Source organism: Pseudomonas sp. NS1(2017) (assembly GCF_002269425.1).
Lineage (GTDB): Bacteria > Pseudomonadota > Gammaproteobacteria > Pseudomonadales > Pseudomonadaceae > Aquipseudomonas > Aquipseudomonas reactans.
In genome coordinates this window covers 3,553,770-3,577,817 of record NZ_CP022960.1, presented here as the reverse complement: position 1 = coordinate 3,577,817, position 24,048 = coordinate 3,553,770, and the positions used below count along the sequence as shown (strand labels likewise).

22 protein-coding genes are annotated in these 24,048 nt (G+C 57.9%); 8 read left to right on the top strand and 14 right to left on the bottom strand.

Translation table 11 applies throughout. The annotated features are described in order from the left end of the window. Positions 1-113 precede the first annotated feature (113 nt). The 13 genes from CI807_RS31835 to CI807_RS16970 form a co-directional block, all read right to left on the bottom strand. Positions 114-866, bottom strand: coding sequence for a hypothetical protein (locus tag CI807_RS31835; RefSeq protein WP_256578517.1), 753 nt, complete (start codon positions 864-866; stop codon positions 114-116). Between the two features lie 251 nt (positions 867-1,117). Further along, positions 1,118-3,523, bottom strand: coding sequence for a TonB-dependent receptor (locus CI807_RS17025; RefSeq protein ID WP_095015443.1), 2,406 nt, complete (start codon positions 3,521-3,523; stop codon positions 1,118-1,120). 97 nt (positions 3,524-3,620) lie between these two features. After that, positions 3,621-4,574 (bottom strand): FecR family protein, encoded by a 954-nt coding sequence (locus CI807_RS17020; RefSeq protein ID WP_095015442.1) that lies wholly within the window; start codon positions 4,572-4,574, stop codon positions 3,621-3,623. 26 nt (positions 4,575-4,600) lie between these two features. Continuing rightward, positions 4,601-5,101, bottom strand: coding sequence for a sigma-70 family RNA polymerase sigma factor (locus CI807_RS17015; protein ID WP_095015441.1), 501 nt, complete (start codon positions 5,099-5,101; stop codon positions 4,601-4,603). Between the two features lie 83 nt (positions 5,102-5,184). Beyond that, positions 5,185-5,829, bottom strand: coding sequence for a CGNR zinc finger domain-containing protein (locus CI807_RS17010; RefSeq protein WP_095015440.1), 645 nt, complete (start codon positions 5,827-5,829; stop codon positions 5,185-5,187). Positions 5,830-5,925: 96 nt separating this feature from the next. Then, positions 5,926-6,528 (bottom strand): adenylyl-sulfate kinase, encoded by a 603-nt coding sequence (cysC, locus tag CI807_RS17005; RefSeq protein WP_095015439.1) that lies wholly within the window; start codon positions 6,526-6,528, stop codon positions 5,926-5,928. After that, positions 6,525-7,754, bottom strand: coding sequence for a nitrate/nitrite transporter (locus CI807_RS17000; RefSeq protein WP_095015438.1), 1,230 nt, complete (start codon positions 7,752-7,754; stop codon positions 6,525-6,527). The genes cysC and CI807_RS17000 overlap by 4 nt, the downstream gene beginning before the upstream one ends. A 10-nt stretch (positions 7,755-7,764) precedes the next feature. Further along, entirely contained in the window at positions 7,765-8,535 is a 771-nt protein-coding gene (locus CI807_RS16995; RefSeq protein WP_095015437.1) for a bifunctional 2-polyprenyl-6-hydroxyphenol methylase/3-demethylubiquinol 3-O-methyltransferase UbiG, read from the bottom strand. Between the two features lie 7 nt (positions 8,536-8,542). Continuing rightward, positions 8,543-9,679 carry a hypothetical protein gene (locus CI807_RS31830; RefSeq protein WP_095015436.1) on the bottom strand — a complete coding sequence of 379 codons (1,137 nt, stop codon included), beginning with the start codon at positions 9,677-9,679 and terminating at the stop codon, positions 8,543-8,545. After that, entirely contained in the window at positions 9,676-10,401 is a 726-nt protein-coding gene (locus CI807_RS16985; RefSeq protein ID WP_095015435.1) for an SDR family NAD(P)-dependent oxidoreductase, read from the bottom strand. Before CI807_RS16985 ends, CI807_RS31830 begins: the two co-directional genes overlap by 4 nt. Before the next feature lie 10 nt (positions 10,402-10,411). Next, the gene (locus tag CI807_RS16980) at positions 10,412-11,140 is read right to left on the bottom strand and encodes a sulfotransferase family protein (protein WP_095015434.1); all 729 of its coding nucleotides are present in this window, start codon (positions 11,138-11,140) and stop codon (positions 10,412-10,414) included. Further along, positions 11,137-12,360, bottom strand: a complete 1,224-nt coding sequence (locus CI807_RS16975; RefSeq protein WP_095015433.1) for a transaldolase family protein — start codon at positions 12,358-12,360, stop codon at positions 11,137-11,139. The genes CI807_RS16980 and CI807_RS16975 overlap by 4 nt, the downstream gene beginning before the upstream one ends. A gap of 25 nt (positions 12,361-12,385) precedes the next feature. Next, positions 12,386-13,090 (bottom strand): HAD family phosphatase, encoded by a 705-nt coding sequence (locus CI807_RS16970; protein ID WP_095015432.1) that lies wholly within the window; start codon positions 13,088-13,090, stop codon positions 12,386-12,388. 253 nt (positions 13,091-13,343) lie between these two features. On the opposite strand from CI807_RS16970, the gene CI807_RS16965 reads away from it, so the two are divergent. The 7 genes from CI807_RS16965 (at position 13,344) to asnB (ending at position 21,831) form a co-directional block, all read left to right on the top strand. Next, positions 13,344-14,144 carry a glucose 1-dehydrogenase gene (locus tag CI807_RS16965; RefSeq protein WP_095015431.1) on the top strand — a complete coding sequence of 267 codons (801 nt, stop codon included), beginning with the start codon at positions 13,344-13,346 and terminating at the stop codon, positions 14,142-14,144. Beyond that, positions 14,137-15,960 (top strand): glycoside hydrolase family 15 protein, encoded by a 1,824-nt coding sequence (locus CI807_RS16960; protein WP_095015430.1) that lies wholly within the window; start codon positions 14,137-14,139, stop codon positions 15,958-15,960. Before CI807_RS16965 ends, CI807_RS16960 begins: the two co-directional genes overlap by 8 nt. Before the next feature lie 48 nt (positions 15,961-16,008). After that, complete coding sequence (locus CI807_RS16955) at positions 16,009-16,482, top strand: isochorismatase family protein (RefSeq protein ID WP_095015429.1); 474 nt, start codon at positions 16,009-16,011, stop codon at positions 16,480-16,482. Positions 16,483-16,556: 74 nt separating this feature from the next. Next, positions 16,557-17,486 carry an alpha/beta fold hydrolase gene (locus CI807_RS16950; RefSeq protein WP_095015428.1) on the top strand — a complete coding sequence of 310 codons (930 nt, stop codon included), beginning with the start codon at positions 16,557-16,559 and terminating at the stop codon, positions 17,484-17,486. A gap of 523 nt (positions 17,487-18,009) precedes the next feature. After that, on the top strand, positions 18,010-18,999 hold the full coding sequence (locus CI807_RS16945) for an L-tyrosine/L-tryptophan isonitrile synthase family protein (RefSeq protein WP_095015427.1): 990 nt from the start codon (positions 18,010-18,012) through the stop codon (positions 18,997-18,999). Continuing rightward, the gene (locus tag CI807_RS16940) at positions 18,996-19,871 is read left to right on the top strand and encodes a TauD/TfdA family dioxygenase (protein WP_095015426.1); all 876 of its coding nucleotides are present in this window, start codon (positions 18,996-18,998) and stop codon (positions 19,869-19,871) included. The genes CI807_RS16945 and CI807_RS16940 overlap by 4 nt, the downstream gene beginning before the upstream one ends. An 85-nt stretch (positions 19,872-19,956) precedes the next feature. After that, a complete protein-coding gene (gene asnB, locus CI807_RS16935) occupies positions 19,957-21,831 on the top strand; it encodes an asparagine synthase (glutamine-hydrolyzing) (RefSeq protein ID WP_095015425.1) in 1,875 nt (624 codons plus the stop codon). On the opposite strand, the gene CI807_RS16930 is transcribed toward asnB, so the two are convergent. Next, entirely contained in the window at positions 21,789-22,769 is a 981-nt protein-coding gene (locus CI807_RS16930) for a GlxA family transcriptional regulator (protein ID WP_095015424.1), read from the bottom strand. The two genes, asnB and CI807_RS16930, sit on opposite strands and share 43 nt — an antisense overlap. An 89-nt stretch (positions 22,770-22,858) precedes the next feature. Between CI807_RS16930 and inhA the strand changes: the two genes are divergently transcribed. Beyond that, positions 22,859-23,539 (top strand): isonitrile hydratase, encoded by a 681-nt coding sequence (inhA, locus tag CI807_RS16925; protein ID WP_095015423.1) that lies wholly within the window; start codon positions 22,859-22,861, stop codon positions 23,537-23,539. Positions 23,540-24,048 lie beyond the last annotated feature (509 nt).

Below are 24,048 nucleotides of genomic sequence, written 5' to 3'. Positions count from 1 at the left end.
TATTTTCGTTGGAGTACACACTCGCAAACCGTTCCTGCATGACGGGGTTGTATTGGCTGCGCCGAGCACTCGCCAACCTCTGCTGCGTGGTACGGCAGAGGTTGGCCTCATGTCTAACGAAGCAGTGCGTACAATTCCTGTCGAGAAATTTTTCCATCGCGCTGCCAACTGTGAACGTTGTCCATAGCCGACATCAGGTTCGTACGCGCCATGACCTCCCGCGCCAACTGGATGAGATGATCGCTGCGTGGATGTAGCATCGCAAGCGCACGGAGGTCACGAAGCTTGATCGTGCTGCTGAAGAATCCACCTTTCAATTCATTGAAATGATTCAGCATTTCCTGAACGAGTTGCTTATCGTCTTTCGATTTCAAAGGATTATCTGACTGAATAAAGCTTCTGATGTCATCCCTGGACAAACGCTTGTCCAGTCCACCGGTGCTGCCATTTCGATCGAGCGATTGCAGCAGCCCAGGACGACGCAGCAGTTCGTTCGCCAGCCGAATATTCGCGTCCGTTGAAGGGTTACCGGTCAAATCTCGATTGGCCATTTTTTCCAAACTCTGTTTCGTGACGGAGCGCGAAGGCCAGCCCCCCCTGAACGCGCCATAATTGTTCAAAAGCGCCTGGGCCAATTGTTCGTTGCTCTGCTTTGAAAAATAAGGGTCCGGCAACACCGGGGTCGGACGCGGAGGCGGGCAGACGAAGACCGGGCCGCAATGACTGGAATGCGAGGTGAAATCGATGCCTGCCGTGACCTGAGCACGTGTTGCGGTGGCAGACCGTTCGTTACTGGGTTTTTCCGCTCCGGGGGATGTGTTATCAAAATTAGAAGCGACGTTCTGATTGTATGCGGATACCGACATTCTAGTTCTCCAGTTCGATGTAGTCAGGCGCCTGTCATCACTGTTCCAGCGTCCTTGGGACTCTACGAGTCATCAAGAAAACCGGCAGGAGCAGACCTATCCTGAGTGGCAGAACTGTGGGAGCCGGTTCCTGAGACGGCTGAAGGTTTCCAGAATCAAGGTAGGAAGAGCATCAGAAGGTGCGAGAGACAAACCATTCTATCGGTAGGCATCGCCGCTCAACCCAAGCAGGAAGAGCGGCACTGCTTAGATTAGAACCCGACGCTGGCCTGTACAAAGAAGGTACGCGGCTCGCCCAGGTACAACCCGGCATTGTTGTCGCTGGAACGGGTGTAGTGCTGCTGGTCGAACACGTTTTTCACGCCCACGCCCAGTTTCAGGTTGGACAACTGCTCGCCAAAGTCGTAACCGCTGCGCACGTTGACCGAGACATAACCTGGGATATCACCGTACTGACCGTCAGCCGTGCCCTGGGTGACGTAGGTGCTGGTCGTGCCTGGCGCACGCTGGCCCGACTGGGCGTACACATCCAGGTTGTGGGTCCAGCGGTTGATGTCGTAACGCAGGCCCAATGTGGCGACTTCACGGGAGTACAGCGGCAGGTCACGGCCCTTGAACGGTACGTCGCCTTCCGAGGTGGCCTTGGTGTAGGTAAAACCGGCGTTGGCGGTCAGGCCGTCCAGGCGCGGGTCCAGGTTCGACAGGTCGTAATGGGCCGAGGCTTCGATGCCGGTATGTTTGGTCGCACCGAGGTTGGTCCAGCCCACATCGTTGCTGACGTATTGCAGCTCATCCGAGAAGTCGATGTAGAAGAACGTCAGTTCGCCGCCCCACACATTGTCGTTGTAACGCGTACCCACTTCGTAGGTCTTGGCTTTTTCCGGGTTCAGCCCATTGGCAGTCTGGTCGCCGGTGCCGCCCTGGCCCAGCTGGAAGTATTGCAGGCTACCAAACGAAGTTTCGTAGTTGGCGAACAGTTTCCAGGCGTCGGAGATGTGGTACATCACGCTCAAGGCCGGCAGTGGTTCGTTGTTGTGGACTTCGCGGCGCTTTTCCTGGGTACGGGTGCCGTTCAAGGCAACCACCGGGCGATCGTGCCATTCGGTACGGATGTCCTCGAAGCGGATACCGGGCGTAATGGTCCACTTGCCGATATCGACTTTGTTATCGATATAGAACGCGTTGGCCTCGGTGCCTCCGGTGCGGTCCTGGTAGACGTGACCATCGCTCTGCCCACCCGGCGTCGGCACATTGTTGACCAGGTTCAGGCTGGTGGCCTGCTCATGCATACCTTCCTTGAGGTAGCGATAGCCCAGGCTGACTTCCTGGGTACTCGGGCCCACGTCGAACACATGGGACACCCGCGGCTCGATGCCAAAGGTGTAGTAGGTGCGCGGGTAGGAGCCGATCGTCTTGAGGTCGCGGTTGGCGATGTTGCTGCCGCGGAAACTGTCGGAATAGTAAGTCAGCACTTCGGCCTGAGTGCGGTCGTCGATCTGGCGGATGTACTTGAAGGACACGTCCTTGCGGCGACCGCTGAAGTTGTCCCAGTCACGCACCGATTGGTACGGATTGGCATCGAACTGCTTCTGGGTCAGGCCGCCGGGCATGTCGGCACTGGCGTCGTAGTAGTGGAAGTTCAGCGAGAAGTCGTCTTGATCGGTCGGCGCCCAATGGGTCTTGAAGATCACGTCGTCGATGTCGTTGGAATTGTTGCTATTGCGGTAACCGTTGCCATTGACCCCGGAGTACAGCAAAGCGGCGCCGATACCGTTGTCGGCGGTGCCGCCGATGAAGGCGTTGTCCACGTGCTTCCAGCCGCCGTGGGCGGAGGTTTGCAGGGTGGTGCCGACTTCGCCGGAGAATTTCTCGGGAATGGCACGGGTCACGAAGTTGATCACGCCGCCGACGTTTTGTGGCCCATAACGCACGGAACCGGCACCGCGCACCACGTCGATGCTGTCCAGGTTGCCGGCGGAAATCGGTGCCATCGACAATTGCGGCTGTCCATAAGGTGCAAATGCGGCTGGCACGCCGTCGATCAGAACGGTAGAACGTGGCGATAGGCGCGACGTCAGACCACGTACGCCGACGTTGAGGGAGATATCACTACCGCCGGTGCCGTTGGATTCCTGCACCTGCACGCCTGGCACACGACGCAACACGTCGCCGACGTTCATTGCGCCCTGCTCCACCATGGCTTCGCGGCGAATCACTGTGCGTGCGCCGGGATGGTTCTGCACCACTTCAGCGTTGGCATCGCCGAGCCAGTCGCCGACCACCTTGATGTCGGTGGCCCCCAGCTCCAGGGGCGAGCCGGCTTCACCGGTGCCGCTGTTCAGCGGGCGCAAGGTGACGGAACCGGCGTCAATCTGATAGTCCAGGCCGCTGCCTTGCAGCAATTGGCGCAGCGCTTGTTCAGGGGAAAGGTTGCCGTCTACTGCCGGCGCCTGCTTGCCCGCGACCAGCTCGGGGCTGAAGAACACTTGCAGGGAAGTCTGCTGGCCCAACTGGCTCAGCGCCGCGCCCAGGGGCTGGGCCTGGATATGAATGGCGTCAGACGCATAGGCCGCTGGGAGCGCGGCACTGACTGCGAGCGCCAGGGCCAGCGGCGCCCAGCGGGAGATTTTATTGTTGTGGATGGCGAGTTTTTTCACGTCGAACCTAGTCCTGTGATCGCAAGAGTATGCGGCTGTTAATGCAAACCAGTTGCAGTTGCAGGAGAAGACGAAGAACTCGAAAAAAACCTGAATGTCAGCGTGAAATAATTTCCTGGCTGCCGTCCGGCAAGGTGCGCAATGCCACCGGCAGGATGTGCGGCAACGCCTTGAGCAAGGCGTCGGTGTCGTTAGCCTTGAACACGCTGGTCAGGCGCAGGCTACCCACCGCAGGCGTACTGACCCGCAGCGGTTGCTCGCGATAACGCGAAACCTCGCGCGCCACTTCGCCCAGCGAAGCGTTGTTGAAGACCAGCTTGCCCGTGCGCCAGGCGGTCAATTCTTCGGTGTTCACGGCGTAGGCCGCTGCCACCGACCCTTTGTTGTCGACGTGGGTACCCAGGCCTGCCGTCAGCGTCACCACCTTGTCCGCTGAATGCCCTTGCACCTTCACGGTCCCGGCCTCGACCATCACGCGAGTCTGGTCTTCATCACGACGCACATCAAAGCGCGTGCCGGTCACCGTCACCTGCCCTGCCCCGGCGGCCACCACAAAGGGTCGACTGGTGTCATGCTCGACGCTGAACATCGCTTCGCCCTGCTTGAGTTCCACGCCACGCCGGCCTTTTTCAAAATGCACCGCGACCACGCTGCGGCTGTTGAGGTCCATCACCGAACCGTCGGGCAAGGCCACCTGGCGATGTTCACCCAGGCGCGTGCTGAACTCGGCACTGTAGGGTTTGGGATGATCGAGCCCGCTGACCAGGCCCAAACCCAGAGCGACGGCGACCACACTGGCGGCGACCGCATAACGCAACACGGCGCGGCGCTTGGGCCGCTCTACCGGGGTCTCACACAACGCCTGCAAACGCGCCTTGGGTAGCAAGTCCGTGGCGCTCCACAGGCCTTGCAACACATCGAATTCATACTGGTGATCGGGATGCTCGTTGCACCATGCATCAAAGCGTTGGCGGTCGGCAGCGCTCAACTCGGCGTCTTGCAGGCGCACAAACCATTGCGCGGCTTCGTCTCGGGCACGGTTATCCATCATGGAAGATCCTGTTTCAAAGCGGGCAGTCATGGCGCCATCGCGTCCAGGCGGTCGCGCAGATGCCGCAGGGTGCGGATCATATACTTTTCCACCATGTTTTTAGACAGCCCCAGGCGTTCGGCGATTTCCTGCTGGGTCAGGCCTTCGATCTTCTGCCAGATGAAAATCTTGCGGCAGTTGAGCGGCAGCTCAGCCAAGGCCCGCTCGATTGAGTCCGCCAACTGGATCGCGTGCATGAAATGCTCCGGGTCGCCGCTGTGGGGCGAGCGCTGGTCAAAGGCTTCCAGCGTGATGGCTTCGCGACGGTCTTCGCGTCGATAGGCGTCCACTGCGATGTTGCGTGCGGTCTGATGCAGATAAGCGCGCGGTTGCTCAACCTGAGCGGCGCTTGATTCCAACACCCGCACAAAGGTGTCGTGGGCCAGGTCCTCGGCCTGCTGACGGTTTCTCAGCCGGCGCGTCCAGGTTCCGATCAACTCTTCGTAATGTTCGAAAAAGCCTGTTCTGCGGGGCGGCTGAGGGATCATCGCGGGTGCACTGGGTAGGCGGGGCGTGAATAGTAATGTTTCCTATTAAGTGGGGCAATTGCTACCCGCCGGATGACCTCAAACTAATCAGTGCTGGCCACGTGCTTAAGTCGGCTGAGCTTTTCGCGGCTGCCGCAGACGCTCATCTGGCACCATTTGCGCTGCTTGTTCTTGGAGATATCGAAGAACACCCAATCGCAGTCAGCGGCGCCGCAAATGCGCAATGCGTGCAGATCACCGGAGACCAGTAACTGCGTGGCCTCGATGGCCAAGCGCCCGAGCACCATGGCCGTCAGCTCCTGCGCCGTGGTGCAGGGCTTCCACGCCCAGGCAGGTTTGCCCTCCACGGAACGGAGCACCCGCCAGGCAACGCCCTGCTGGAACATCTGGTTTATATGCTGCAAAGCGTCCTCGGGCGCGGCACTCTGTAACGACAACGGATAGAACACCGCGTACAGGCATTCCCTGAAGGCAATGATCGCGTCCAGGTCCGGCTGGTAGGCCATGGATGACGCAAACACCATCGGCTTATAGTCATCAAACTCTCGGGCCGAGATCAACGACGCATGCAATGCCCACTCGAAGAAGAACTGAAAGCTGGTGAGTCGCTCCTCTATGACCTTTAGCGAAGTGCCAGGGCGACGCCCGTTGGTGGTATTGATAAAGTCCAATACCCGGGCCCCACCAATCAGACGGATCGATTTTGCAGTGCCCGTGAAATGTGTCATGCCTACTCCTGAAAAAACGCGTTCTCCCTGCGATGGCGCAGATTACCTTGTTTTTTCAGCGTGCAAAGCGTGTCACCCCCGCGCAAAGACAGACGGCTAAGTGCGAACGTCGTTATGCGCCAGCCAATCAAGAATCGTCGCAACCGACTGTTCCACTGAAAGCGCCTGGGTGTCCAAGTGCACTTCCGGAAATACCGGCACGTCATAACGGGAGTCGATACCGGTAAAGTTCTTGATCAAGCCCGCTCGGGCTTTTTTATAAAGGCCCTTTGGATCACGTTGCTCGGCGGTTTCCAACGGCGCGTCCACATGCACTTCAACAAAGCACTCGTTGCCGATGATCGAGCGCGCGTAGTGCCGACTCGCCGACGAGGGTGAAATCAGCGCCACGATCACGATCAACCCCGCCTCCAGCATCAGCCGCGCCACCTCGGCGACACGCCGGATATTCTCGTCGCGGTCGCTGTCGGTAAAACCCAGGTCTCGGCACAGCCCGCTACGTACCGAATCGCCGTCAATAATGGCAGTGATCCGCCCCTGTTCCTGCAGGGCATTGTCCAACGCATCGGCAATGGTCGACTTGCCGGACGCAGAGAGCCCGGTCATCCAGATGACCACGGGGTTGTGTTTCATGCCAGAACGGTGACTGAACGCAAACGCGTGCAGGTTCCGGTGCGGCGTGTCTGGAAAATAACTCATGGCTGCTCGCCCTCCTTGATCGAAACAGGCTGTTTACCCAACAGGAACACCATCACGCATTGCGCGAACAGCAACAGTGCCACCACCCAGTAGACCGTCGAGAAGGACCCGGTCAAATCCTTGGAGAACCCGCCCAGGAAATTGCCGCACACGCCGCCCAGGCCGATCAATACGTTGGCAATCCCGAAAGCCTGTGTCAGCCGGCTGACCGGCACGATTTGCCCGATGTAACTGGGGACCAGCCCGAAGATAGGATAAAACGCCAGCGCAAACAGAAACGCCGCCAGGTAGAACAACGGCAGGCTGTTGAAGCTGAACACCAAGGTGGCCGCCAGCCCCGCACTCAGGAAACACATCGCCAGCGACGCACGTACGCCCACCTTGTCGGCAATCCACCCCACCAGGAAGCCCGACGCCATGCCCACCGCGCCGATGGTGGTCCAGATAAACCCGGTGTCCTGTACCGACACACCCAACTCATCACGCAGGAACGGCGCCAGGTAAGTCTGGAACGGCAGCAACGCCATGCCATTGAGAAAGGCGATGGCCCAGGTCAGGTACAACGAACGACTGAGCCAGGGCTGTCGACTGTCGAAGGCGGTGGCGCGCTCCCCGGAAAACCCGGTGTCCTGGCTCGCGGCGAGGTTGCGTAACAGAAACCAGGCCAGCACGCACAGGGCCACCGAGATCAGGCCGGCGGTGAGCCAGATCGAGCGCCAGCCACCATTCAAGGTCAGGAACGACACCAGCAAACCGTTGATGAATACGCCGTAGCTGGTGCCGCTGGAAATCAGCCCCATGACCCGCGAGCGATTGCCGGGGCTGAAACCCTTCGCGACAATCTCCGCCAACGGGATGTACACCGAGGCGGAACAGCCGCCGAGCAAGATCAGCAACGCGCCCGACAGCCAAATGCTGTGACTGACACTCAACCCCAGCAGCGCCAGGGACGTCATCACCGTTGATACCAGGCTGATCTTCCAACCCTCGAAAAACCGGCTGATATAACTTGTCACCGATGAAAACAGCAGGAAGCCGATCTGCGCGCCACCGGTGATCAGGCCCACCGTGGTGTAGTCGAAACCGATGTCGCGGCGCATGTCCACCACCAGGTTGGCGAACAGGTAGACGCCAAAGCCATAAGTGCTGGCCACGAACCCGGTAAGGACCACCGCCAATACGACGCTGTCCAAGGGCCGGGCATTGCTCTGTACGAGTGTGCTCATCAAACCCTCCCTATTCAGCGCGCGCCGTGTGGATGACAAAATCACAATCCATCATGTCGTAGTCACGCTCAAAGTCACCGTAACTTTCATGGTCGGTAAACCCGGACTTGAGCACTTCCCCCTTCAATTCACCCGGCAACAGCGGATACACCTGCAGCCGGTACTGTTCTTCATTATCAAAGGAGTAGATGAACTCACACAGACGCTCATTGACCTCCCCCAGACTGACCGACGCATGCGTACCGCAGTAATAGTAATTGCCGCTGGCCTTGTACTTGCCGGCACGAATGGCGAAAAAATTACGCTGATCCACAATCAGCAAGCCACCCGGCTTGAGCAAGGAGCGGAATTTCGCCAGCACCCGCAACCGCTCGTGGGCGGCGAAGACATGGCACAACGAACTGCCCAGGCACACCACGGCGTCAAACTGACCAAGCTCCTGGGAGTCCAGTGAATGCCAGTCACGGTAATGGGACTGAATGTTTAGGCCATGCTTGCGAAAATTCGCCCGCGCCTTGGTCAACATGGTGCTGCTGCCGTCCGTGGCGACCACCTCAAACCCCGCCTGCGTGAGTTGAACGGCATGGAAACCGCTGCCCGTCGACACGTCGATCACCTTTTGCGCACCGTGGCTGCGCAACAGGTTCTCGAAGAACCCGTCCTCCCCTGCCTTGCGTTTTTGCCAATCGATCAACTCATCCCAACGCTCGACGAAATCCGCCGTGTACTGCGTGGAATAACTGGCAACTTCGCTGTGCTTGTTTCTGGAAACTTGATTCATCACACACCTACCAGGTTGAATTCTTGAAGGACAGGTATTTGCTCGCCAGCTCGCGGGCAAACTCGGCGGACTGCTCGATGGCCATGGTGTTCTTGGAATACCCCAGCATCGATTGCATGACGGCCATGCATTGCGGGTTGTAAGTGACCGAACCATCACAGTGAATTTCGTCGATGCCGTCCTGGCTTTGGCAGATGGTATTGATACGAATCGCCTCATCCCTTGGGCAGGCATCGGAAAACTGCACCTGGATCCGCCCATCGTGCAACCAAACCGGATACCCGCCCGGAAGCCCGAGAGGACCAGGCGCATGCACCAGGACCGGCACGGGCGAGAACAGCCCTTCGATGACCGTGACCGCAGAGCACGCGGTGAGGAACTGCCCATCCACCCCGCCCAGGCGACGGAACTCGGATTTCACCGTCGAGAAAATCTCCTCGGCCGGCAGGCGCGTTACCTCCGGCCGATCGCGTACTTCATACAACAAGCGGTAGCTCGCACGCGGCGGCAAACCACCACGTGGCACGTAGTGGCTGAAGTAATGCTGGGCATACAACTGCACTTGCACATCGACGGGGGCACACTCCAACAACCGGGCGATGGAAAGACGCATGGCCGGAATCAGGTTGGCCACATTGCCCACGCCGATGTCCGGCGCCAAGCCGACGCGCGCCAGGATCGGGTTGACCGCATCGGGAAACGCTGCATTCACGGTTTTGGTGGTGATGCCAGAGGCTTTTACTGCCTGCATCAGGCAATGCATCAGCGTCAGGTGCATCGGCAACCAGGGGCCGAACTGGGCCTGGTCGAGCTTTTCGAACGACAGCTTGGGCAGCCCGGTGATCACTCGCCATGACTGCAGCGACGCACAGTTCACCAGCATGTCCGGGGCTTCTTCGCGCAGCAACTGTGCTACCCGGCCAATATCCGTCAGATCAGCGATCACTGGCTTGATCGCAATGAATTGCCCCAGTTGCGCGCATGACAGTTCCACCAGGTTGCACAACCGAATCGTGTTCTCTTCGTTGCGACCCAGCACCACAAACTCGAACGCGTTTTTCGGCCCGAGAATCTTCAGAATCTGCAGGCACAGGTTGCCGGCGCCCACCAGCAGCAGTTTTTTCTTGCGCACCGGAAGGCTCATCGTGGGTAGGCTCCATTGTCGACAGGAATCACCCTGCCGGTGATGTGCCGCATCGCATCGCCTGCCAGCAGCAAGATGACTTCGGCCACGCCACTGGGCAGGATCGGATCCTTGAGGACTTCCTGGCGGGCGTATTCGGCGCGACGGTATTCGGGGATGGTGCCGTAGATGGCGGTTTCATGGATCAGCGCCGGAGATACCACATTCACCCGCACGAACGGCGCGAAGTTCCAGGCGTTGGCCTTGGTCAAGCCGATCACCGCCGCCTTGGTGGCACCGTAAAGTGCGTCGCAGCTGCCCACTTCACCGGCCACCGAAGCGATATTGACGATGCTGCGCGGGGCTTCGTGCGGCATCTCCCGCTCGGCGAAGTCCTTGGACAAATAGACCAGCGCCTTGAGGTTGACGGTGAGGATCTCGTCGATTTGCTCGTCGGAATAGGCATACACACTTTTGCCATGATAAATACCGGCGTTATTGATCAACCCATAAATACTTGCGTGCCGCTCATAAAGCCCTGGAATAAAACCCTTGATAACGGCCATGTCCGAGAAATCGGCAACCTGTGCTTCGAATACATCAGCACCATAGAGGCGTTGGAGAACATTCAAACCCTCGGCGTCCTTGTCAGCGCCAATAACGAAGTAGCCCTGTTGGATCGCCAACGCCACAGTGGCCCGGCCAATTCCGTTGGCCGCTCCGGTCACAATCAACTTCTTCATACAACCATCCTTATTGGCAAAACTCATTCATGCGCGCATAAAACGTTCGGTGGTATTCGTACATGGCTTTTAAATTCGGGTATTGATCGAACACCTCAAGATCAATGCAGTGCTGTTGCGGCAAAACAATCCGCTCACTGTTTTCCGCTGCTACATGCCAACTACGCCACGTCTTCCATTGTGGCGGGCACTCGCGCTTCCACGTCATGGCGTGTGGCAGAAATTCAATATCCAGGTAATTACATAGTTTGCGAATCACCCGCTCCGGCGCTGCGGCCAGATCATCCGCATTAATCACATAAGGCACGTTGCCGGTCAGTTTGGTGACCACGCAAAATATGTCGTACAGCGCTTTATGCCCGATGGCCTGCAACGGCATATTTGGATGCACCCGATAATGGGAAATAATACTGCTGGCGGGTTCACGAATAAGAAAGATATTGTCCTGTTGCGCAAGAAAGCCAACATCCACTTTCAAGTCATCCAAACAGTGATAACACATGTCTTTATGAAAGACGTTCGTACGCTCACGGGCCTTAAGTAGATGCTCTTTTATGCCGGGGTATGTCGTGGGCAAACTGTGATCCCACTCATCCGAAGGTATCGCTGAATCCTCGGAAAATGCCATGTGCGCAAACGGCTCGTGGAAGACCTCAAAGTCGCCCCGTTCGATGAATACCCGCTCCAGTACGGTGGAACGCGACCGTGGGTGGGCCCACAACCCGATCATCCGGTTCATGCGATCACCCCGAACTCGGCGGCGAGCAACGCGTTGAGTGCGCGCTTGAAGGGTTTGGTGACCGGGCAAAGTCGAACGCAGTAGTCCGCCAGACGCCGGTGTGCGCTGTTCGCCTCATTGCAGGCGTTGAGAAAGGCCTCATGGTTACCGAAGTCGTACGGTTCGATGCTGTCGATAAAGTAGGCTTCGTAGAAATACGGGATGCGTATCAGCTTGGCGAAGGTCGACGCAGGCGGTTTCTGCGGCGCCACGGCGGGCATCACCGGTTTGCCGTGGCTTTCACGCTCGACCAGAAACTCCACCACATCCGGCGTCAGCGTGTAGCAGGTCGCCGTCTGCCCGGTTTTTTCCAGGTGCCAGCAGTGCTTGTTGCCCCGCTCGTCCACATCGACCTTAATGCTCGATAGCAGGGTTTTGACCGGCACGGTCGATGCCGCTACCAGCACCTGGATCTGCTCGTAGATCATCAATTCGGCCCAGCGCAGTTCCTCGGCGCTCAACACCAGGCCGCGTTCCGCTGCCTGCAGCGTGAATTCGGGCTGACAGGCAAAACGCCCGATCATGAAAGTGATCACGTAGTTGCAATGGCGGGTGTCGATGCCGTTGCTGTGCGCGGTCGCCCTGCCTCGTTCGATGGCCTGGATACCCGCCTGGAACTGGGCAACCGTGAAGCAGAAGGTGATATTGATCGAGGCACCTTGGGCCACCAGTTGTTCGACGGTCGCCAGCCCTTCCAGGCTGCCCGGTACCTTGACCATCACATTCGGCGCAAGGCGCTGCAACTCCAATCCCCTGATGGTCATGCGCTCGGTACAGCGTACGTCCACCGGGTCGACTTGAGCGCAGATCCAGCCTTCGGCTTGTGCCGATTGAACCCAGCGCGGCTTGAGCGTCGCAGCCCCTTCGATGACGACCTCGTTGTACAGCTGCTTGCGCAACTCACCGGGGGACAGGCTGGCCAAGTTGAAACGCGATGACCAATACTCGCGTTTTTCGAGGATAACGGCCGTCACCAAGCGTGGGTTGGTCGTTACGCTGCACAGGCCCCAGGGTTGTGAGAAATCATCCGGCATCAACGCTTCTATATAAGTCACCGCCGCCGGGTATTTTTCCAGCAGGTGCTGTTTGTAAGGCTGATACACGGCAGGCGATGAATCCCACCAAACTTGCGAAGATGGATCGTTGCGTTCGAGCCGTTCCAGGTAACCAAGTGTGTTCACGACGCCTCCTCCCTGAGTCATTAAGTCAATTAAAAATGGCCAGCACTTCACGTATATCGGTAATCGGCAATGCCCCGGCCGCAGCCAATTGCGAATGCCGATGCGGCGGGCCAAAACCCAGCACTTTTATATCGGCGGCAACGGCAGCCTGAATACCCGTCACACTGTCCTCAATAACCAGCGCATCGCCCACATCAACGCTGTAAGTGTTGCAGGCGGTGAGAAACACCAACGGGTCAGGTTTCCAACGACCCAAGTCATAACAACTGAATATTCGCCCTTCGAAATATGAAAGCAGCCCGGCAACACGCAAACAGTGTTCTATCTTTTTGCGTGGCGCACTGGAGGCGACGCAATAAGGAACCGTCAGCGATTGCAATAATTCAACGATGCCTTCGGTGGCGTTTAAATCAAGCGTCAGTGCATCCAGCGCTTGCTCACGAAAGCGCTGTTCAAACTCATCGTCCAGGCTGATATTTAAAACGCGCTCAGCCTCACGCAAACACTCGGCAATCTTTCGCCCACGAAAGTGCTCGATAAAACCTGTTACATCAAGACGCGTATCGCCCTCAACAAGGGCATTAAGCATGGAGATCAACACAGACAGGGTTATTTCTTCACTTTGGACGAGCACACCATCGCAATCGAAGATAACTAACTTAGGCGCGCCAACTAAGGCGACTGCTTTTACCTGATCTGGTAGTTCCCCTATATCGGCCGAAAGGCACATAGATTTCTCTTATAGGTGGCCCCGCGATGACTTCCGAACTACCAACGGAGCGGGTTGATGTGTGCCTATAAGACACGCGGCGAAAAAGCCTGTCAAACGCTTTTGAGCGGTTTTTTAGTATCTTATGGTTATTTTTTATAGTTCTGTTATTCCATTTTTCACCATGGTTGTAGTCGCTAATTTCACACGGGTGAACTTCCCTTGCGTGCGATCAGTCAGCTACTTGAACTCACGAATTTAAGGTCGGTGAGCAATGCATATCTCGTTGGAACAACAAGTGGCACTGGTGACCGGTGCCAGTTCCGGAATCGGTGCCGGCGCGGCCAAGGCTCTGGCGCAAGCCGGGGCGGCCGTGGTGCTGAATTACAACAGCCAGGCCGCACCGGCCGAGGCACTGGCAGAGCAGATCAATGCCGAGGGTGGCCGGGCGATTGCCATCGGCGCCAACGTTTCTAAAGAAGAGGATGTGGAACGGCTTTTTGCCCAGGCCCTGGATGCCTTTGGCCACTTGGATATCCTGGTGGCCAACTCCGGGATGCAGAAGGACGCCAACCTGGTGGACATGAGCCTGGATGACTGGAATGCGGTGATCGGCGTCAACCTTACCGGCCAGTTCCTGTGTGCCCGCGCGGCCGTGCGCCTCTTCAACCGCCAGGGCGTGCGCGAAGGCGTGTCGCGGGCGGCGGGCAAAATCATCCACATGAGTTCGGTGCACCAACTGATCCCCTGGGCCGGGCATGTGAACTACGCCGCGTCCAAGGGTGGCGTGGAGATGTTGATGCGCACCCTCGCCCAGGAAGTCAGTGAGCAACGCATCCGTATTAACGGCATCGCGCCGGGGGCGATCCGCACTGCGATCAATCGAGCGGCCACCGAGGGCGCGGCGGAGCAGGAGTTGCTCAAGCTGATTCCCTACGGTCGCGTAGGTGATGTGGAAGATGTGGCCAACGCCGTCGTGTGGCTGGCCAGTGATGCATCCGACTACGTAGTAGGCAGCACACTCTTTATTGACGGCGGCATGAGCCTCTATCCGGAGTTCCGTGGCAATGGTTGATCTGAACGAACCACAAAGCGCCATCGATGCCCACGGCATTATCGGCGATATGCGCAGTGCCGCATTGGTGAACGATAAAGGCAGCATCGACTTCTTCTGCTGGCCGGAGTTCGACAGCCCGTCGATCTTCTGCTCGCTGCTGGACAGCCCCGACGCCGGCATTTTCCAACTCACCCCGGACCTGCCCAACGCCCGCCGTGAACAAATCTACCTGCCTGACACCAACGTGCTGCAAACCCGGTGGCTCAGCGACGAGGCCGTAGTGGAAATCACTGACCTTTTGGCAATCAGCGAGGAGATCGATGACCTGCCGCTGCTGATCCGTCGCGTGCGTGTGGTCAGCGGCAAGGCTGACATTCATCTGCGCTGTGCGGTGCGCCATGATTATGCGCGCACGCCTACCCAAGCTACCCGTGACAACGGCACGGTCTGTTTCATTGCCGAAGGCCAACCCGGCCTGCGCTTGTCCGGCAGCCACCCCTTGCAGATCAAAGACGGCGCCGCCGTGGCCAGCTTTACCCTGGGCCAGGAAGAAGGTGCCGAGTTCGTCCTCGGCGGCCAGGAGGATGAACGGGTGGACAGCAGTTGCACCGACCTCGCGCTGGCCCATACCTTGAAGTTCTGGCGCGGCTGGATCGCGCAATCGAACTACCGTGGGCGCTGGCGCGAAATGGTCAACCGTTCGGCCCTGGCGCTCAAGCTGCTGACCTCGCGTAAACACGGCGCGATCATCGCCGCCGCCACCTTCGGCCTGCCGGAAACCCCCGGCGGTGAACGCAACTGGGACTATCGCTACACCTGGATCCGCGACGCATCGTTCACCGTGTATGCCTTCATGCGCCTGGGGTTTGTCGAGGAAGCCAACGCTTATATGCGCTGGCTCAAAGGCCGCGTGAGCGACTGCTGCGACCAGCCGACCAAGATCAACATTTTGTATGGCATCGACGGTCGCCAGGAATTACCCGAGGCGGAGCTTGAGCACTTCCAAGGCCACGGCGGCGCCAAACCGGTGCGCATCGGCAACGAGGCGTTTGACCAGATCCAGCTGGACATTTATGGCGAGCTGATGGACGCCGTGTACCTGGTCAACAAGTACGGCGAGGCCATCTCCCATGAAGGTTGGAAACACACCGTGGAGGTGGCTGATCAGGTGTGTGAAATCTGGAACACCAAAGATGTGGGCATCTGGGAAATGCGCGGCGAGCAGCATCATTTCCTGCACTCACGACTGATGTGCTGGGTGGCGCTGGACCGTGCCATCCGCCTGGCCTCCAAACGCTCTCTGCCCGCTCCGTTCGCGCGCTGGGACCAGACCCGACAAGCGATCTACGCCGACATCTGGAGCAACTTCTGGAACGAAGAACGCGGGCATTTCGTGCAGCATATCGGCAGCACCGCGCTCGACGGTTCGATGCTTCTGATGCCGCTGGTGAGATTTGTTGCCGCGACCGACCCACGCTGGCTATCAACCCTGGAAGCCATCCAGAAAAGCCTGGTGCGCGACGGCATGGTCTATCGCTACCGCAACGACGACAGCCAGATCGACGGCCTGCAAGGCACCGAAGGCGCGTTTGCGGCGTGCTCGTTCTGGTACGTCGAATGCCTGGCCCGTGCCGGGCAAGTGGAAAAGGCTCACCTGGAATTCGAGCAACTGCTGCGCTATGCCAACCCCTTGGGTTTGTACGCCGAAGAGTTCGACAACCAGGCCCGTCACCTGGGCAACACGCCCCAGGCCTTGAGTCATCTTGCGTTGATCAGCGCCGCAACATTCCTGGACCGTAAACTCAGCGGGGAGAAAACCACCTGGCAACCCTGAAGTGGCCTGTGCACAATGAGCGGCCACTCGACCACGGACAGGAACGCCATGCGCCAGGTACTGCTGATCATCGACGTGCAACCTTCCTTCAACCCGCCCACGTGGCTGGTGGACGGCATCAACGCCCTGCTGGGGCGCATGCCGTCAGTCGCCACCGTGGAGCGCCACGACGAGAGCGTCACGCCCTTCGCCCGGCAACTCGGCTGGCAACCGGCGCCAAACGACCAGAGCCTGGTGGCCGCCGATCGCATCTTTATCAAACACGGCTATGCGCCGACACCCGAGACCGTCGCCTACCTCAAAAGCCTCGCGCCACAACGCGTGCTGGTGTGTGGTATCCAGACCGACACCTGCGTGTTGGCGGCGGGGTTTGCGTTGTTTGATGCGGGGTTGCAGCCGACCTTGATCAGCGACCTGACGGTGGGGTCATCGCTGGATCGGTCGGGGCAATTGGGGGTGGATCTGTGGCGGCATCATTTCGGGCATGTGCTGAACAGCACCGAGCTGAGTCTAGACAAGTAACGCCACTGCGTTTATCTGCACACCCTTCCGTCATGCCTTTGGGCTAGAGTTTCAGCACCTGACAGGAGCCCCCGATGACGATCACTACCCCACTGCTGTACGTGCGCACGCCCATGCTCGATATCGCCTACGAAGCCCAAGGTCCTCTCGACGGTGAGCCGGTGATCCTGCTACACGGTTTTCCCTATGACCCGCGCGGTTATGACGCGATTGCGCCGGTACTGGCCGAGCGTGGCTACCGGGTACTGGTGCCGTACCTGCGCGGTTACGGCCCGACGCGGTTTATCAACGAGCAGGTGATGCGTTCCGGGCAGCAGGCCGCATTGGCCAAGGACCTACTGGACTTCATGGATGCGCTGGCGATCCCGCAGGCCACCCTCGCCGGCTATGACTGGGGTGGGCGAGCCGCGTGTATCGTCGCGGCGTTGTGGCCCGAGCGGGTGCGCGGTTTGGTGACCGGCGATGGCTACAACATCCAGGACATCGCCAAGTCACTGAAGCCCAGGGCGCCGGTGACGGAACATCGCTTGTGGTATCAGTTCTACTTTCACACCCAGCGCGGCGTGGACGGCTTGACCGCCAACCGTGGCGAACTGTGCAAGTTGCTGTGGTCGCTTTGGTCGCCCTCCTGGGCCGAGGGGCCGAGCCTGTATGACCAGACGGCGCCGTCGTTCGATAACCCGGATTTTGTCGAGGTGGTGATTCACTCCTATCGCCACCGCTTCATGTATGCGCCCGGCGACCCGGCGCTGGAAGCCATCGAGCAGGCGCTGGCGTTGCAGCCGCCGATCTCGGTGCCGAGCATTTCGCTGTGCGGCGCAGATGATGGGGTGGGGCCACCGCCTGAAGTGGATGATGATGTCGAGCATTTCAGCGGGTTTTACCGACGTCGGGTGCTGCCAGGGGTGGGCCACAATATTCCTCAGGAAGCGCCGCAGACTACCCTTGACGCGCTGTTGGAATTACTCGCATTTGACAATGGATGCAGGATTTCTTCGCAGTAGGTTCAGTGCTACATGCCCACCCTCTTCGGCGACACTTTGCTGTAAGTCATTGCACTACGCGCTCGAACCCATTTCGACGCACAGGTAAAGAAAAACCTACTTACGAAGTAAGCAACGCCCCAAAAAAAATAACAAATCATTATTTCGACACAAACAGAAAAATATACACAACCGTTTGAAACTTTAAACATGCGTACATATAAATACTTTAGAAATCACCTCAGCGCGCCACTCATTCACCATCAAAAACCCCCATCGCCATACAGCACAGACACTTCAGCCACCCCTGCGTAAAAAGAATGCTCCCCCCAGTACTTCCTAAACCTTGAAAAAACTTAAACAAAAGCCAACCCCAAAAAAAAGCAAAAGTTACAAAGTGTTAGCACAGGCTTGCTCGACACATAATTAACATTTTAACTATTTCTTACGCCAGCGCCGTGCACGGTAGCTGGCAATACCATCCAAAACAGGAAACACCGTTTCTTAAAAACAATGACCAAATAACTAAAAAAAGGTACATCCGATGCATAACATGTCAAGTAATACGTCCTCTATTATTCTGAACGAAATTCTGCGAATTCGTCGGCGAGATGAGCGGGCCTCCTCGCCCATCTCGCTGGACGAGGAAGCCGATCAAATCCACTCCATTCAGATTCCACGGATCCAACGATTCGTGGAAGCGGGTAGACCGATCGAATTGGTATTGCCTGCCTTTCCCGCCAAATCACCTAATCCGGATAAAGTGATCGGCCGACTTCCTGATCTGGCGGAAAGGATTTCCTTACAGTCTCTGGATAAGTTATGCACTGATATAAAATCCCACTACGCGCCAGGCGCGCGGCTGACCGTCTGCTCAGATGGGCGTGTCTTCAGCGATGTGATAGGTGTCGATGACGAAGATGTCAGTCGGTATCAATCTGCAATCGATCATATAATTGCGCAAAAACACGCCCATCATTTACGGCTCTATAATCTCGAAGATTGCACTCGACTCAATGCGTTAACAGATGACTTTGACCAGTTGCGTAGGCTATTGATCGAGGACTATGCGGAACCACTGACGACAGTTAAAAAAACGTTAATGAAAACGCCAGAGGGCGTTGAGTTGTATCGGGCAATCACCCGCTTCATGTTTGAAGACAACCTGATACCCGGCTATTCAGGATCACGAAGTGCCCTACAGAAGAAAGCCAAGCTGCTGTCCGTCGAGGTCATTCAACGCAGTTGGGCGTGGGGCGAGCTCTTGGCACAGGAGTTCCCCAACGCCATCAGATTATCCATCCATCCGCAGCCAGTTAGCAGCTTGAAGATAGGCATTCATATGATGCCGGCCCAGGACAGCTGGATTACGCCTTGGCATGGCGTAGCGGTAGGTATGGGAGATGACTTCAAGCTAATGAACCGCAAGGACGCACAACGCTGTGGAGCCCACCTGATCATGCAAGATGACCTGCGCAGCCACTATGCGATGGACTTATCCCAAACGACCTCCTTGCTGGCGGCTGCGGTATGACGGACACGAACCTGTCACACTTGATCACCACGGCGCGTCTGCCTGCCACACTCACTCCACCTGAATTCGGCGTGATGATCACACCACGGCATCCCGACGTCCATCTCGGGGAGCTATCGACTGCCTGGCTCCGCATGTTGGTACATAACCACCAGCTCGTCATACTTCGCGGTTTTGACAGTTTTGATACAGCAGAAAGCCTCACGCGATATTGCTCTACGTTCGGCGAGATCATGATGTGGCCTTTTGGCGCTGTATTGGAGCTGCAGAAGCAACTGGCACCGGACGACCATATTTTCTCCAACAGCTACGTACCACTGCATTGGGATGGCATGTATCTGGAGAGCGTACCCGAATTCCAGATATTTCATTGCGTGAGCGCCGACGATTGTCCCCACGGTGGGCGCACCACGTTCGCTTGCACGCCCGTTGCATTGCGCATCGCAACGCCCGAAACACGCAATTTATGGAGCCGGGCCCAAGGCACGTACCGACGAACGGTGGAGCTCTACAGCAACTGCGCCAGCGCACCTATCATCAATCGACATCCGCGGAGGGAATTCCCTGTACTGCGATATTGCGAACAACCGGTTGCGGGGGACACTGACTTCATAAATCCATCGCAATACAATTTCAGCGGGATCGACGACAGCGAGCACGCCGCATTACTCGATAGCCTTGGCGCCGCATTGCATGACCCGCGTGCCTACTACGCCCATCAGTGGCAAACCGGCGATGTCGTGCTCACCGACAACTTCAGCCTGCTCCACGGCAGAGAGAGCTTCACCAGCCAAAATGGTCGACATCTGCGCCGGGTTCATATCCACAGCGATCCGCCATTGCTCAACCCTCATATCCCATCTCAGGCCTGACGCCTGGTCCTGACGCCTGGTCCTAACCCAAGGAGGAGGTGTCAGGAACACCCATTATTTCTCTTTTTCAGCGGAGTACATTCCCATGTGTGGAATAACCGGTTGGGTTGACTTTGCCCACGACCTGAGACACGAAACAGCCACCATCGACGCGATGACAGATACTCTGAAACTGCGTGGCCCTGATGCACGCGGTGTTTGGATCGACAAGCACGTAGCCCTGGGTCACCGCAGGCTATCGATCATTGACCCAGAACGTGGTTTGCAACCGATGCACAGCCAGCAGACAGGCCCTGGCAATCTGTCCAGAGCCGTCATTTCCTATGCTGGCGAAACCTACAACTTCATCGAGCTGCGCGCTGAACTGATGCAGGCGGGCTATCGATTCGCGACGCATTGCGACACCGAAGTGGTCCTGCAGGCATACCTGCACTGGGGCGCTGACTTCGTGCATCGCCTTAACGGCATGTACTCAATTGCAATTTGGGACAGCGCGAATGATGAACTGATTCTGGTCAGGGACCGGCTTGGGGTAAAACCACTGTTTTACTATCCAACGGCCGACGGCGTTCTTTTCGGCTCGGAACCTAAGGCGCTCCTGGCCAACCCTAACGTCAAAGCACTCGCCACTCGTGAAAGCCTCTGCGACGCACTTTTATTTTTACGGACTCCGGGGCAAGTGCCCTTCAGCGGTATGAAAGAACTCAAGCCTGGCCACCTGCTGCGTGTGCGTCGTGGACAAATACGCGAAGAACGCTATTGGGCGCTCGAAGCAAAACCGCACACAGACGATCTTGAAACCACCATTGCCACCATCCGCGAGCTACTCGATGACATTGTGGCCCGACAAATGATTGCTGACGTTCCATTGTGTGCACTGCTATCGGGAGGGTTGGACTCTAGTACCGTCGCTGCACTCGCACAAAAGAAGCGTCTGGCCAATGGCGAGGATCCACTTTCGACGTTCTGCATCGACTTTGTGGGACACACTGAAAACTATCGGCCGAATCCCGTCCGGCCCTCCGCCGACGCGCCTTTCGCAGCCGAAGCCGCACGCCACATCGGCAGCCGGCACCACAACATCGTCCTGGATCGCGCAAGGTTACTTGACCCGAATCTGCGTGAAAAAGTCATGCGTGCCTGGGACTTGCCCTTCAATTTTGGCGACTTGGACATCTCACTGCATCAACTGTTTGCCAACGTGCGCCAACACGCCACCGTCGCGCTTTCCGGCGAGGCTGCCGATGAACTATTCGGAGGCTACCTGTGGATTTCTGACCCGCAGGCTCGGGCGGCGCAAACTTTTCCATGGCTAAAACTCGGGGCTCATCGCGGGCTGTCCCCCAAAGCGCTGTTTCATAAACAGTTTATCGATGACCTGAAACTGGACGAATATGAAGCCGAACTCTACCGCACAGCGTTGGCCGAGGTCCCCAGGCTCGACGGAGAGTCTGTGGAAGAGCGACGTACTCGCGAGTTGAACTACCTCACACTCACCCGATGGCTGCCGATGCTGCTCGACAAAAAAGATCGCATGGGGATGGCCAGCGGCCTTGAGGGGCGAGTCCCGTTCTGCGATCACCGCCTGGTGGAGTACGTATTCAACATCCCGTGGGCCATGAAGATCTTCAACGGCGAGAGCAAAGCGCTGTTGCGGGCAGCTGCCGCTGATCTGTTGCCTGACTCGATCCTGCGTAGAGGTAAATCAGCCTTTCCGTCGATTCAGGACCCGGGCTACGACCAAGGACTGATCGCCAGACTAAACGCCTCAATCCAGAACCACGACGGCTCACTGACGTCGTACATCGACCCTGTAGCACTGCAGCAACTAGGCGCGAAGAGTGACACCGGCAGTTTTTCCGATCTCGAGCGCATTCTGGTGGAGTCTGCCGAACGGCTTAGTCGTTGGATCGACACCTACGCTGTCGAGCTTGATATTCGAGAAAATCGCTCCCTGTAAGCCTGCGGAGTCACCGCCAGCACGCGCAGAAAACTGCGCCGCATGGTTTCTTCGCATTTAAAACCGCACTGCGAGGCGACTCTCTTGATCGGCGTGTCTTTGTCAACCAGTCGCCGCCGTGCGGTTTCCACTCGTATCAGCTCCACTGCCCTTGCTGGCGTCCGTCCGGTTTCAGCCCGGTAGTGACGCACAAAACTGCGCTCGCTCATCCCGGCCTGGGCCGCCAGTGTCGAGATATTCCAATTCAACGTCAGACGCTCGGCGATCCAGGCATGCAACTCAGCAAACCGACCACTGTCCTGTTGCAGAGACAGGGTGACGCTGAACTGGGATTGCCCTCCCGGGCGTTTCAGAAACACCACCAAGTGCCGTGCCACTTCCAGGGCGACGGCGGCACCCAGATCGTCTTCCACCAGCGCCAGGCACAAATCAATACCGGCGGTGACCCCCGCTGACGTCCACAGCGCCCCTTGCTGGATAAAAATCGGGTTAGCCTCCACCTGCAATTTCGGATACTTGAGCGCCAATTCCTCACAACGCGTCCAATGGGTAGCCACACGACAGCCATCGAGCAAGCCTGCGGCCGCCATCAAAAAAGCGCCCGTGCAGACCGACGCCGTCCGGCGTGAGTTGACACTCTTTTGTCGCACCCAATCCACCAGGTCAGCGTCCTCGGCAGCGCCATAAACCCCCCAACCACCGGCGATCACCAGGGTATCGCACGGGGCATCAATCACCGGCAAGGGCTCAGCCACCACTGCAAGGCCTGCCGAGGTCATGACCGTCGAGGTCTGAGCAGCGATCACGTTGACCGCGTACGGCAACGCAAGGCCCCGTTGTCGCGCCAGGTCATTGGCGGACGAGAACACTTGCAAGGGGCCGGTAACATCAAGTATCTGAGCGCCTGGAAAGGCGAGTATATGGATAATTTTTGTCATGTTGGCGTAATTCGTGGGCGTATTGGCGTGTAGGCCAAATCCTGAATCACTAGAGTGAAGCCGTCCACCCCTTTATCGGAGCGCTATCCATGACCTTGCAGATCGGCTTTGTATTGTTCCCCGGCATCCAGCAACTGGACCTCACCGGCCCTTATGACGTACTTGGTTCGCTGCCGGACGTGAAATTGCACTTGGTGTGGAAAGACCTGGAACCGGTCACCTCCAGCACCGGCCTGGTGTTCACACCGACCATGACCTACGCCGACTGCCCGCTGCTGGATGTGATCTGCGTGCCCGGCGGTTCTGGCGTGGGCGCGTTGATGGAAGACCCGCTCACCCTGGACTTCCTCAAGGCCCAGGCGCAGACCGCACGCTATGTAGCCTCGGTGTGCACCGGCTCGCTGGTACTCGGTGCGGCGGGTTTGTTGCGCGGGCGCAAGGCGACTACACACTGGGCCTACCACGACCTGCTCGCCCCGCTCGGTGCGATCCCGGTGCAAGAACGCGTAGTGCGCGACGGCAACCTGTTGACCGGTGGCGGCATTACGGCTGGCATCGACTTTGCCCTGACGTTGGCTGGCGAGTTGTACAGCGAAGCGGCGGCGCAGTTGGTGCAATTGCAGATTGAATACGCGCCGGCACCGCCGTTTGATTCCGGGCGTCCGGACACGGCGCCCAAGCATGTGTTGGAGGAAGCCAACAAGCGCACGGCTGAATCGCGCAGGGTGCGTGGGGAGATCGTTGCGCGGGCGGCGGCTCGGTTGGGGTGATTCGGCATAGCACCTGTGGATACTGCAAAAGCGATGTTTGGGTCTGGTTGGGGGACATATCCGTTATTTGGGTGATGGCGGCTATGGGTTCCGCCCTTACGGCGGGTCACTTTCGAAAAGCGCGAAAGTAACCAAAGCGCTCTTGCCCCAACACTCGGCACCTCGCCTAGGCTCGGTGTGCCCGTAATCCGACAGTGATTTGGGGGGGCGCCTCAGATCAAAATCAAAAGCAAGAGCACAGCGGCCTGACAGCCGGCTTGAGTGGTGTAGAGCAAAAGCAAACGCCAACGCGGTTCATTGTAGGAGCCGGCTTGCCGGCGATGGTCTTCAACGATGACGCGGGGAACCAGACAAAACGCGGCGATCTCACGTTTTTCGCCGGCAAGAACTAGGCGTCCCCCCAGCTCCTACAGAAAACGAAAAGCGTATCTACGATGCGAAGCGAGTCGCTCGTGATCTTGATTTTGATCTGAGGCGCCCCGTTAAACACGCTGGCTGAACGCAGGCTT

Bases quoted from the DNA above. Each gene is read 5' to 3' on its own strand.
- CI807_RS31835 (WP_256578517.1), bottom strand. From the start codon at position 866: ATGTCGGTATCCGCATACAATCAGAACGTCGCTTCTAATTTTGATAAC.
- CI807_RS17020 (WP_095015442.1), bottom strand. From the start codon at position 4,574: ATGATGGATAACCGTGCCCGAGACGAAGCCGCGCAATGGTTTGTGCGC.
- CI807_RS17015 (WP_095015441.1), bottom strand. From the start codon at position 5,101: ATGATCCCTCAGCCGCCCCGCAGAACAGGCTTTTTCGAACATTACGAA.
- CI807_RS17010 (WP_095015440.1), bottom strand. From the start codon at position 5,829: ATGACACATTTCACGGGCACTGCAAAATCGATCCGTCTGATTGGTGGG.
- cysC (WP_095015439.1), bottom strand. From the start codon at position 6,528: ATGAGTTATTTTCCAGACACGCCGCACCGGAACCTGCACGCGTTTGCG.
- CI807_RS17000 (WP_095015438.1), bottom strand. From the start codon at position 7,754: ATGAGCACACTCGTACAGAGCAATGCCCGGCCCTTGGACAGCGTCGTA.
- CI807_RS16995 (WP_095015437.1), bottom strand. From the start codon at position 8,535: ATGAATCAAGTTTCCAGAAACAAGCACAGCGAAGTTGCCAGTTATTCC.
- CI807_RS31830 (WP_095015436.1), bottom strand. From the start codon at position 9,679: ATGAGCCTTCCGGTGCGCAAGAAAAAACTGCTGCTGGTGGGCGCCGGC.
- CI807_RS16985 (WP_095015435.1), bottom strand. From the start codon at position 10,401: ATGAAGAAGTTGATTGTGACCGGAGCGGCCAACGGAATTGGCCGGGCC.
- CI807_RS16980 (WP_095015434.1), bottom strand. From the start codon at position 11,140: ATGAACCGGATGATCGGGTTGTGGGCCCACCCACGGTCGCGTTCCACC.
- CI807_RS16970 (WP_095015432.1), bottom strand. From the start codon at position 13,090: ATGTGCCTTTCGGCCGATATAGGGGAACTACCAGATCAGGTAAAAGCA.
- CI807_RS16965 (WP_095015431.1), top strand. From the start codon at position 13,344: ATGCATATCTCGTTGGAACAACAAGTGGCACTGGTGACCGGTGCCAGT.
- CI807_RS16960 (WP_095015430.1), top strand. From the start codon at position 14,137: ATGGTTGATCTGAACGAACCACAAAGCGCCATCGATGCCCACGGCATT.
- CI807_RS16955 (WP_095015429.1), top strand. From the start codon at position 16,009: ATGCGCCAGGTACTGCTGATCATCGACGTGCAACCTTCCTTCAACCCG.
- CI807_RS16950 (WP_095015428.1), top strand. From the start codon at position 16,557: ATGACGATCACTACCCCACTGCTGTACGTGCGCACGCCCATGCTCGAT.
- CI807_RS16945 (WP_095015427.1), top strand. From the start codon at position 18,010: ATGCATAACATGTCAAGTAATACGTCCTCTATTATTCTGAACGAAATT.
- CI807_RS16940 (WP_095015426.1), top strand. From the start codon at position 18,996: ATGACGGACACGAACCTGTCACACTTGATCACCACGGCGCGTCTGCCT.
- asnB (WP_095015425.1), top strand. From the start codon at position 19,957: ATGTGTGGAATAACCGGTTGGGTTGACTTTGCCCACGACCTGAGACAC.
- CI807_RS16930 (WP_095015424.1), bottom strand. From the start codon at position 22,769: ATGACAAAAATTATCCATATACTCGCCTTTCCAGGCGCTCAGATACTT.
- inhA (WP_095015423.1), top strand. From the start codon at position 22,859: ATGACCTTGCAGATCGGCTTTGTATTGTTCCCCGGCATCCAGCAACTG.